The organism is Mycobacteriales bacterium, assembly GCA_035533475.1.
Classification (GTDB): Bacteria; Actinomycetota; Actinomycetes; order DATLTS01; family DATLTS01; genus DATLTS01.
Genome location: DATLTS010000048.1, coordinates 210,645 through 220,927 on the forward strand (window position 1 = coordinate 210,645; position 10,283 = coordinate 220,927).

Genomic DNA, 10,283 nt, shown 5'->3' on the forward strand with positions numbered 1-10,283 from the left:
CGGGGTGCGCGGTGGCACCGGACTCGGTGGAAGTCACCGCTTCGCATTGCCGGATCGGTGCGGGTTTCGTGCGCACCCTGGCGGTCACCGGCTACCCCCGCGATGTCGGCCCTGGTTGGCTCGAGCCGCTGACCAACCACCGCGGCCGGGTGGACGTCGCCGTGCACGTCCAGCCGGTGCCCCAACCCGTCGCCGCGGACCGGCTGCGCAGGCAACGCGCCCGGTTGGAATCATCCCGGCGCATCGACGCGGCCGCGCAGCGGCTGTCGGATCCCGCTTTGGCGGTGGCCGCCCGAGACGCTGAAGACTTGGCTGAGCGGATCGCCCGCGGTGAAGGGCGACTGTTCCGGGTCGGGCTCTACCTCACCGTGCACGCGAGCAGCGAACGCGAACTCGACGTCGAAACGACCCGGCTACGCGGGCAGTTGGCTTCGATGCTGCTCGACGCGCACCCAGCCACGTTCCGTGCCTTGCAAGGCTGGACGACCACGCTGCCGTTGGCCGTGGACTCACTCGACATGCGCCGCACCTTCGACACCGCTGCGTTGGCCGCGGCGTTCCCGTTCGCCACCGACGACCTGCCCACCACTGACGGGGTGCTCTACGGGCAGTTGCTGCGCGGCGGTGGGCTGCTGCGCTGGAACCGGTTCACCCAGCCCAACCACAACGCGGTCATCCTGGCCCGTTCCGGCGCCGGCAAGTCCTACCTGGCGAAACTCGAAACGTTGCGTTCGCTCTACCGCGGCGTGCAGGTGTTCCTGATCGACCCCGAAGACGAATACGCCGCCCTGGCCGCTGCTGTCGGCGGGGTCCACATTGGCCTCGGCGCAGCTGGGGTGCGGATCAACCCGTTCGATCTCGACCCGGCCAGCGGCCCCGACGCATTAACCCGCCGCGCCCTGTTCATCCACACCCTGCTCGACGTTCTGTTCGGCGGGCGAGTTGACCCAGTCAGCCGGGCGGCGCTGGACGACGCGATCCTGACCGCCTACACCCAGGTGGGGATCAGCGCCGACCCGCGCAGCCATACCCGGCCAGCGCCAACCCTGGCCGGTCTGGCCGCGGCATTGGAAGCCAGCGACGACCCGGCGGCCCGGCCGCTGGCCCGCCGGCTCGCCCCGTTCGTCACCGGCAGTTGGCGCGGCCTGTTCGACGGGCCCAGCACGCATCGCGCCGAGGGGCACCTGGTGGTGTTCTCGCTGCGCGGGCTGCCGGATGAGTTGAAAGCCGCTGGCACGCTGCTGGCTGTCGACCAGGTATGGCGCCAGGTCACCAACCCGGCGCAGCGCCGGCCCCGGATGGTCACCGTCGATGAGGCGTGGCTGCTGATGCGTGACCCGGCCGGCGCGGCGTTCCTGCACCGCCTCGCGAAAGCCGCTCGCAAGCATTACTGCGGGCTGACGGTGATCACCCAAGACGCCGCCGACCTGCTCGGCACCGACCTCGGGCAAGCAGTTGTGTCCAATGCGGCCACCCAGATCCTGCTGCGCCAATCCCCGCAAGCCATCGACGCTGTCGCCGCAGCGTTCCGGCTCTCCGACGGTGAACGCGCCTTCCTACTCTCCGCCGCACCCGGCGACGGGCTGCTGGCCGCCGGCTCCGACCGGGCGGCGTTCCACGCCGTCGCCAGCGCCACCGAAAGCCGTCTGTGTTCCACCAGCCCCGAACAGGACCACCCCTACCCGAGTGAGGACCGATGACCGCCGCTACCCCGCCTCCCCCCTACCCGACGCCCGGACTGATCGGCCGGCTCCTGCTCAACCCCGGCCGCGCCCTGCACCTGCTCACCCACCAGTTGGAAACATGGGGGGTGCATTTCGCGGTCACGATTGGCCTGCCCGCCGCAGCCGTGGCGTTGGCCGTCGTGTTGGTGCGGTTCACGGCCCGCCGGGCGGTGGCCGGGCGGCTGCGCCGCGGCGCGCGGCTGGTGATGATCGAAAGCCCCCCGGTAGTCGACCCCGCTGGCGCGGAAGCACTGTGGGGAAACCTGATCGGACTGCGGCGTCCCGGCTGGCGTCGGCTCTGCGGCGGCCAGCCGCATGTCGCGTTTGAACTCACCTGGTCCGATCGGGGTGTCGGCGTCGGCATCTGGGTTCCCGGCAGTGTCCCACCCGGCTACGTCGAACACGCCATCGAAGGCGCGTGGCCCGGTGCGCGCACTTCGGTCACCGACCCCACCCCACCTGTGCCGCTCGAAGGTCGGGCGACCGGCGGGGTGCTGCGGCTGGCCGCCCGCGACTGGTTCGGTCTGCGCACCGAGCATCCATCCGATCCGCTGCGGGCGGTGCTGTCCGCGGCAGGGGAGCTCGGCACTGGGGAAACCGCCGCGGTGCAGGTGCTAGCCCGCCCAGTCACCCGGCGGCGCCTCGCCGGTGCGCACCGGGCTGCCCGCGCGTTGCGGTCGGGGCAGAGCACCACCCGGGTAGGCCAGCTGCTCGACCTGATCACCCCCGGACCCGTGAGCCGGCCTGGGCGCAGCGCCGATCCGATCCTGACCGCCGATGTGCGATCCATCCTCGACAAGGCTGCCCATCCAAGCTTCGAAGTCGCCGTCCGCTACACGGTCACCACCACCAACACCAGCCGGTCGGCGCGGCCGCGGCTACGGGGACGGGCGCACTCGCTGGCGTCATCGTTCGCGCTGTTCACCGCCCGGAACTCCCTGGGCCGGCACCGGCTTGCGCACCCCGCCGTGGTGTTGGCGTCCCGCACGTTGGGCCGCGGTGACCTGCTGTCGGTGCCGGAGCTGGCCGCGCTCGCCCACCTACCCACCGACGTCACCGTGGCGGGGTTGAGCCGGGCCGGTGCCCGCCCGATCGCCCCACCGCCGGCCGTACCATCCGGCGGCAAACTGCTCGGCGACGCCGACACCGGCAGCCGCCGCCCCGTCGCCCTGGCACCGCTGGACGCTCGGTATCACCTGCATGTGCTCGGCGCGACCGGCTGCGGCAAATCCACGCTGCTGACCAACCTGATCCTCGGTGACGTCACCGCCGGCCGCGGTGTGGTGGTCATCGACCCCAAAGGTGACCTGATCACAGACGTGCTCGACCGGTTGCCCGCCGCGTGCACCCCGGTGCTGATCGACCCTGATGAGGACAGCGCACCCCCGTCGATGAACCTGCTCGACGACCCGGATCACGACCTGGCGGTAGACAACCTGGTCGGGATCTTCCGCCGCATCTTCGAGGCCTACTGGGGTCCGCGCACCGACGATGTGCTGCGCGCCGCGTGCCTGACCCTGCTGCGCCGGCCCGGCGCCACCCTGGCCGACGTCCCCCGGCTACTCGCCGACGAGCGCTTCCGCCGCACGTTCACCGAAGGGATTCTCGGCCGTGATCCGGTCGGCCTCGGTGGGTTCTGGACCTGGTATGAGCAGATGAGCGACGCGCAACGGGCGCAGGTCATCGGGCCGGTGATGAACAAGCTGCGGGCGTTCCTGCTCCGCGACTTCGCCCGCCGACTCGTCGGCACCAGCGCCTCCAGCTTCGACATGGCCGGCGTGCTGGATGGCGGGGTGTGCCTGGTCCGGCTTCCCAAGGGCATCCTCGGGGAGGAAACCGCGCGGCTGATCGGCAGTTTCGTTGTCGCCCGGGTCTGGCAGGCGGCCACCGCCCGGGCCCGGCGTGGCCAAGCCGCCCGGGTCGACGCCGCGCTGTACATCGACGAGGCGCAGAATTTCCTCACCCTGCCGCGCAGCCTCGATGAGATGCTCGCCGAAGCCCGCGGCTACGGCCTGTCCCTGGTGTTGGCGCATCAGCATCTGGCGCAGCTGCCCCGGGACCTCCGCGAAGCGGTGTCAGCGAACGCCCGGAACAAGGTGTTCTTCTCCCTGTCCCCCGAAGACGCGCGGATCCTGGCCCGGCACACCACGCCGGAGCTCGGTGAGCATGACCTGTCCCATCTCGGCGGCTACCAGGCCGCGGCGCGCCTCGTCGTCGCCGGCCAGGAAACACCGGCGTTCACCCTGCGGACCCGTCGCACCGACCCGCCGATCGCCGGCCGCGCCGTCCAGGTACGCGGCCAGGCGCGGGCCGCGTTCGGCCAGGACGCGGCCACCCGCCGTGCGGACGCATCGAATAGGCAGCTGGCTGGTCGGCGCCGCCCCGAAGACCCCGGCCTCGCCCCGCAAGTCGGATCAGCCGGCGAATCCGCTGTCGGATCAGCCGTCGCGCTCTCATACGACGACCCGTTCCGGGTTGAACACGCCGGTCAGCGCGCCGACGGGGTCGTCGCCGCCGACCTCGGACTACAGGGGGAATAGGTGAGTGGCTCGCTGGCGCGTTCGAAGGTGGATGACGCCGCGCTGCTGGCGCTGGCCGGTCGGCTCACCGATCGGGATCGGCTGCTGGTGGAACTGCTGGCTCAGCATCGGGTGTTCACCACCGATCAGGTCAGCGATCTCGCGTTCGGCAGTGTGCGCCGCGCTGAGGCGCGGCTCGCTCAGCTTTACCAGCTTCGGGTCGTTGACCGGTTCCGACCCCGCCGGTACGCCGGCTCCGCACCGCTGCACTGGCTGCTCGATGCGGCCGGTGCCGCAGTCGTGGCTGCTGACCGCGGGGTGCTGCCCACCGAGCTGGGCTGGCGTCACGACAAGGGCCTCGCGCTCGCCGGCAGCCAGCACCTTGCGCACCTGGTCGGTGTCAACGGCGTGTTCACCGCGCTGGTCCGCACCTCCCGACACACCACCGGCTGTCAACTCGCGACGTGGTGGTCGGAACGCCGCTGCGCCGCCGAGTGGGGGGAACTGGTCCGCCCCGACGGCTACGGCGTGTGGATCGAAGGAGGCACGACGGTGCCGTTCCTGCTCGAATACGACACCGGCAGCGAACGGCTCGCCCGCCTCGCCGGCAAACTCGCCGGCTACACCGACCTCACCGCTGGCGCCACCCGCCCCACCTGGGTGCTGTTCCGGCTCCCCAGCCCCCGCCGGGAAGCCGAAGCCCGCCGGGTCCTGACCGGCAGCCCGCTACGGATCGCCACCGCCACCCCAACCGACCCCAAGCAGCCCCGAACGTTCGATCCCGCCGGGCCAGTGTGGCTGCCCATCGGGCCGCAGCCTCGCCGGCTACGCCTCGGCGAACTCGCAGACCCCCGATGACCATGCAGCAAGGCCCGGCCGCACTCGCCGCTGGAGTCGTGGTCGGGCTGGTGATGCTCGTCGCGGTGCTGGCCGGTGCCGCCGCCACCGGCCTGTCCGCGGTACTCGGCGGGGCCGGTGCCGGCAGCGGCCCCGCGGCGCCCACAGGCGCCACCGCTGGCATTCCTGCCGACTACCTGCTGCTGTATGAGCAGGCCGCCGCCAGCTGCCCCGGGCTGAGCTGGAGTGTGCTGGCCGCCATCGGCACCATCGAGTCCGGCAACGGGGCCAACGAGGGTCCCTCCGCCGCGGGAGCCGTCGGCCCCATGCAGTTCGAGCCCACCACCTTCGCCGAATACGACATGCCAGTACCACCCGGCGGCGTCAGCCCGCCCAGCCCGTACGACCCGGTCGACGCGATATACGCGGCGGCCCGTGACCTGTGCGCCAACGGTGCGCGCGACAACGCGAACCTGCCGGCCGCGATCTTCAACTACAACCACTCCGATACCTACGTCACCGAGGTGTTGGCGCTGGCGGCCCGCTACGCGGCAGCCGGCTAGCGGGCCGGCTTCGGCGTTGGAGCGGCGGTCCGAGCCGGCCGCGGGGTCTCCGCGGCGATCCGGTGGGGATGTGCCACCTGCTGAGCGGCGTCGGCCGGGCTGCGGTTGGCTGGGCTGGCTGGCTTGCGCACCGGCGGCGGGGGTGGTCCGGTGCGCAGCAGGTCACCGAGTAGCGCCTGGGTGTCGGGGTCGGGGTCTACGTCCAGCTCGCCGAGTCGGGTCTCCAGTAGCTGGTAGGTGCGCCGGACGGCGTCGGGGTGTTCGAGCCGGGCCTGGGCGCGCATGATCCGTCGATACAGCTCCTCCTGGTAGGGGTCGGCTGTGATCGCCTGGGAATACCAGGCCAGGGCTTGATCGATGTTGCTTTCGGTGGTGGCCAGTTCGGCGAGGCGGACAAGGGTGTCCACGGCGGGACGCCTGAGCTCCTCGCGGAGTGGTTCGGCCCACCCATAGGGGGCGCCACCGAGCAGCTCGCCGGTGTAGGTGCGGGCGGCGTCGACAAGCGCGGCGCGGGCCTCCGGGGAGGTGGCTGCTGCCCTAACTCGGGCCAGGGCACGCTGGAATGTCCACACGTCGACGTTGAACATCGTCGGGTCGAGCTGGTAGCGATCAGCAGGATGGAAGACGACTTTGGCGTCACCACGGCCGGTGGCGGTGCGCAACGCGGCACGAAGGTTACCCAGGGCGGTGCGGAACTGGGCACGGGCCCGGTCGAAGTCAACCTCGGGCCACAGGTCTTCGATGGCCTGCTCGTCGGTGACACCGGCCGGGTGCAACGCCAGGTAGGCGAGCAGTTCCCGGGCCTTGCTGCGCAACCCGCTGTCGAGTTCGCGGCTACCGATAAGGATCCGAAGCGGCCCGAACAACTCAACGCTGACCGGCGCGCCACGGTCGTCGTCGCTACCACCGGGCAGCGGCGGGGCGGGCACCTCGATGGGTGCGGCTGCATCGTCGATAGCAGCAGCGGAGTGCTTGCCTTGGGCGGCGGCGAGGAGGGTCAGCGTCTCGGCGGCGCTGTGCTCGCTGATCCGGATCAGCCGGGCACCCGCGAACGCTTCGGCACCCTCCCCGGCGGTCTTGATCGCGCGTCCGGCGCCATCGACGGTGATCGTCGGTCCGGCTGGCATGGCGCCGAGGGTGATGGCAGCCACCCCCCGCTGTTCGGCGTGGTCGAGCAGTGCCATCCAGGGCTGCTGCTGCTCGGGGCCGATGGTGGCTTCGCTGAGGGCGAGGAGGTAGGGCTCGCACTCGTCGGGATGGTCGGCGAGCAGTTGAGACAGCGTCGGTTCCTGGTAGGCCTCCAGCAGCCGGGCGCGGGCGAGCACCGTGCGGTGCAGCGAGCGGGCCAGTTGCCCGGGGTCGGGCAGGGTTGTGACGTTGGACAATTCGGTGATGCCGGGTAGCAGGGCCGCGATCGCTTCGGTGACGATCAGCCGCACCCCCGCTGGTGTTGCCGCGAGCACGGCAACGGTCAGCGCGCGCAGCGTGTCGGGTGCCCCCGGACCGATCAGCCCGAGGCCGCCGTATTGGCTCAGATCGATGTCTTGTTCCCGGCCCTCGGCGTCAACGGCCAGCACGACCCGCAACGGGGACCGGGGCCCGGCTGCGATCAGCGGCGGCGGCGCCTGGTCGGCCGGTGTGGCGTCCCGATCTTGCTGCTCCCGGTGCGCCCAATAAGTGTGGGCGCGGTGCAGCTGGCTGATGGTGGGGGTGAGCAGCGGGTCGCCGCGGCCCGTTGCGGGCGCCGGGTCGGCGGGGGTTCGGCGGCGGCGTGCGTGCAGCCGGGCGGCGGCCAGTGCGGCGCTGATGCCAGCCGCGAAACCGGCGGCGACCAGCCCGCCGTCGGGCAGGGTAACCATGAGCCGTGGCGTCGCGGGCCCGGCGCTCGCCGGATCCGCGGGCCCCGCCCTGGGTGGCGGCGACGGTAGAGGCGATGGTGGTGCTGGCGTGCCGGTCACCGTGACGGGCGCTTCAGCGCCCAGCGATACATCTGGGCGGATGGCAGGGGCGGTCCCCGCCCGGTGCTGCGCCGTGGGGTGCGGCGCCGTGGGGTGGGTCACGGGCAGGTGGGTCGCGCCCGCTGGTAGGAGCAGGATCCATCCGGGGTAGATCCAGTGGCTGTCGGTCAATGTGCGCCCGTCGGGCTGGCGGTGGTGGTAGTTGAGTCGGGCGATCTCTTGCCATCGTTCGGGGTCGCCTAGGTGGCGTTCGGCGATGCCCCACAGGGTGTCGCCGCGGCGGACGTCATAGCTGGGCAGGTGGTCGGCAGGTCCGCTCTGCAACGGTGTACCGATCCCCGTTGCGACACCGTTGCCATCACCAAGTGGCGCAGACGTAGCGGCCATCATCGCGGTGGCCACCGCGGAGTTGCCGAGCCTGCCCAGTAGCGCCGACGGGCCGGTGGGTGCCGGACGAGCAAGTTGTGGCGGGGCGGTGATGAGGAGCACCGCGACAGCAGCTACTAGGGCACCGGCTAGTTGTTGCGACATTGCGCAGCCGGGGAGCCTGACCGCAGCCTGGCGGCGTAGCTGGGCGGCGGCCTCCACCGCGACGCTGGCGGTGAACACCGCCCAGCTGGCCCAGGCCAGCAGGAGCAGGGCGGCCAGGAACAGTTGCCCGTTGTCGCGGCTGGTAAGGGCGTGGGTGATCTGTCCCGGTGAGGGAAGGTGATGCGGGATGGGGATGCCGGCGACGAGGTAGAGCAGGACGGGAAGACCGACGACGGCAGCGACGAGGGCTGCCGCGGCGGCCAGCCCGGCGGCGATCTCCCGGGCGGTTCGGCGGGGGCGGTGCGCAGCAGCGTGGCGCATCACCTCACCTGCCTGACTCGAGGCTGGCGGTGGCGTGCCCGACGACGGTCCAGGAGTCGATCCCGATCAGATCCAGGACCGCGGTGGGCTGGCTGATCGTGACCGAGACCGCGATCTCGGCTGGTGCGGGCGCCGTGACCGTGCCGCGGACACCCGCCGAGGCCAGGTAGGCCTGGGCGGCGGTGATCGCGGCCGCCGGGTCGACCGCGACCGGTTGACCGGCGCGCAGCCCGGCGGCGTTAAGGGTGTCGGCTCCGGCGCGGGCTGCTTCCTCGGCGATACCGTCGGCCTGTTGGGCGGCGCGGAGTTTGCCGGTGCCGTCGATGACGAGGCCGGCCATCACGAGCAGGGCCAACGCGAGCACCGCGGTGAAAACGGTCAACGAACCGCGTTCGGACTCCTCCGGGTGGGACCTGCCCGGCGGCCGGGTTGCGCGGGTCATCTCAGCGGCTCCGGTAGGGGTCAAGTGGGGAGCTGAACGTGGCCTGCAAAGTCTTGCTGCCGGGCAGTCCGGGTAGGGCGACGTCAGTCAGCGGAACGTCGCAACTGAGGTGAACGTGGACTGCGGCCGGGGTGCCCAGTGGCGCGCTGAACCCGCCGGTGTCGACGGTGACCGCCAAGCTGCGGCAGTCGAAGTGTTGGCTCGCGAGGGAGTCTTGGGCGGTGGCGAGCGCGGCGGCTTGCGCAGCCGGGGCAGTGCGGGCGAGGGACGCCGCGCGGGCGCTGTCACGGGCGGCCGCATCGATCGCGCCGCCGGCGAGTTCGACCCGGCCGGCCGCGACAACAAACGCGAGGAGCAGGAGCAGGGCGGGGGCGAGCACGGCCAGTTCGAGAGTGAAGCTGCCGACCTCATCACCGTGGCCGGTGCTCACCGGGTTCCCCCTGCCGGTGCCGGGGACGCGAGGGTGCCGGACGTGAGGGTGCCGGTGGCGGTGGTGTAGGTCTCGCGGGGGGCACTGGCGACCTGCCGGATGGTGAACCCGAGACCCGGGACGATCGTGAGCGCGTTGCCGGTGACGGTGACGCTGACCTGGGTAGGCGTGCTACCCGCCGTCGACACGCTCAGACCGGTCAGGACACCGTTGCCTTGCTGAGTGGCGAACGTGGTTGCCGCGTCCAGGCCGTCGGCGGGGCTGTGCCCTTGAAGCCGGGCCGTGTCGGCGCCTTGCTGGGCGGCGGACAGCGCGATGGAGCGGGCGAAGAAGTACAGCGCGGCTTGCACGATGACCAGCACGAGCAGCAGGAACGCGGGGAACAGGACGGCGAGTTCCAGGGTGAAGCTGCCCCGCTCACCTTCGCGGCGGCGGGCCCGGCCTCTGGCGCGCATGGTGCTGCCCTGGTCTACTTGATGGAGTTTTCGTGGCTGGTGACCGCGCTGATGAGCACGACGCTCAGGCCGATGGCAAGTGCCAGCAGCGCGGCGGCGATGACGGCCTGTTCGAGGGTGAAGCTGCCGCGGTCATCGGCGCGCAGCTCGCGCATCCGACCGCGTAACACACTGGCCAGGGCGATGATGAGGGACAACGGGATCATCCGAGGCTCCTTCCGATAGGTGTTTGATCAACTGGTGAGGATGCGGGCCAGCGCCGGGTAGCCGACGAGGATTACGAAACCGATCCCGAGCAGGGCAGCGGGAAGGGTCATGGTTTCTGACCGCGCGTTGGCTTGCGCCTCGGTCGCGGAAAGGCTGGCGGCGCGGATCGATCGGGCCTTGGCCAGCAAGGTGTCGTAGATGGCCGCACCGTCGTTACCGGCCAGGGTGACAACGTCGGCGAGATCGGTGAGTTCGCTGACCCCCAGCTCATCGGCGAGTTGAGCCAAGGCGACCCA

At 71.4% G+C, this 10,283-nt stretch carries 10 protein-coding genes; 4 read left to right on the forward strand and 6 right to left on the reverse strand.

Features of this window, described 5'->3' with window-relative positions; genetic code table 11:
• Positions 1 to 11 precede the first annotated feature (11 nt).
• From VNG13_12595 to VNG13_12610, 4 genes are read left to right on the forward strand one after another with little or no spacing between them, the layout of a single operon-like run.
• A complete protein-coding gene (locus VNG13_12595) occupies positions 12 to 1,700 on the forward strand; it encodes a DUF87 domain-containing protein (protein HVA61355.1) in 1,689 nt (562 codons plus the stop codon).
• Complete coding sequence (locus tag VNG13_12600) at positions 1,697 to 4,264, forward strand: TraM recognition domain-containing protein (GenBank protein ID HVA61356.1); 2,568 nt, start codon at positions 1,697 to 1,699, stop codon at positions 4,262 to 4,264. The genes VNG13_12595 and VNG13_12600 overlap by 4 nt, the downstream gene beginning before the upstream one ends.
• Positions 4,265 to 5,101 carry a replication-relaxation family protein gene (locus VNG13_12605; protein ID HVA61357.1) on the forward strand — a complete coding sequence of 279 codons (837 nt, stop codon included), beginning with the start codon at positions 4,265 to 4,267 and terminating at the stop codon, positions 5,099 to 5,101.
• Entirely contained in the window at positions 5,098 to 5,643 is a 546-nt protein-coding gene (locus VNG13_12610; GenBank protein HVA61358.1) for a lytic transglycosylase domain-containing protein, read from the forward strand. The genes VNG13_12605 and VNG13_12610 overlap by 4 nt, the downstream gene beginning before the upstream one ends.
• Here the strand turns inward: VNG13_12610 and VNG13_12615 are convergent.
• The 6 genes from VNG13_12615 to VNG13_12640 form a co-directional block, all read right to left on the reverse strand.
• Positions 5,640 to 8,453 (reverse strand): BTAD domain-containing putative transcriptional regulator, encoded by a 2,814-nt coding sequence (locus VNG13_12615; GenBank protein HVA61359.1) that lies wholly within the window; start codon positions 8,451 to 8,453, stop codon positions 5,640 to 5,642. The two genes, VNG13_12610 and VNG13_12615, sit on opposite strands and share 4 nt — an antisense overlap.
• Before the next feature lie 4 nt (positions 8,454 to 8,457).
• Complete coding sequence (locus tag VNG13_12620) at positions 8,458 to 8,895, reverse strand: pilus assembly protein TadG-related protein (protein HVA61360.1); 438 nt, start codon at positions 8,893 to 8,895, stop codon at positions 8,458 to 8,460.
• Between the two features lies 1 nt (position 8,896).
• Positions 8,897 to 9,325, reverse strand: coding sequence for a TadE/TadG family type IV pilus assembly protein (locus VNG13_12625; GenBank protein ID HVA61361.1), 429 nt, complete (start codon positions 9,323 to 9,325; stop codon positions 8,897 to 8,899).
• Entirely contained in the window at positions 9,322 to 9,780 is a 459-nt protein-coding gene (locus tag VNG13_12630) for a TadE/TadG family type IV pilus assembly protein (protein HVA61362.1), read from the reverse strand. Before VNG13_12630 ends, VNG13_12625 begins: the two co-directional genes overlap by 4 nt.
• 14 nt (positions 9,781 to 9,794) lie before the next feature.
• Positions 9,795 to 9,986, reverse strand: a complete 192-nt coding sequence (locus VNG13_12635; protein ID HVA61363.1) for a hypothetical protein — start codon at positions 9,984 to 9,986, stop codon at positions 9,795 to 9,797.
• Positions 9,987 to 10,013: 27 nt separating this feature from the next.
• A partial coding sequence (locus VNG13_12640) for a hypothetical protein (GenBank protein ID HVA61364.1) occupies positions 10,014 to 10,283 on the reverse strand: 270 nt, incomplete at its 5' end.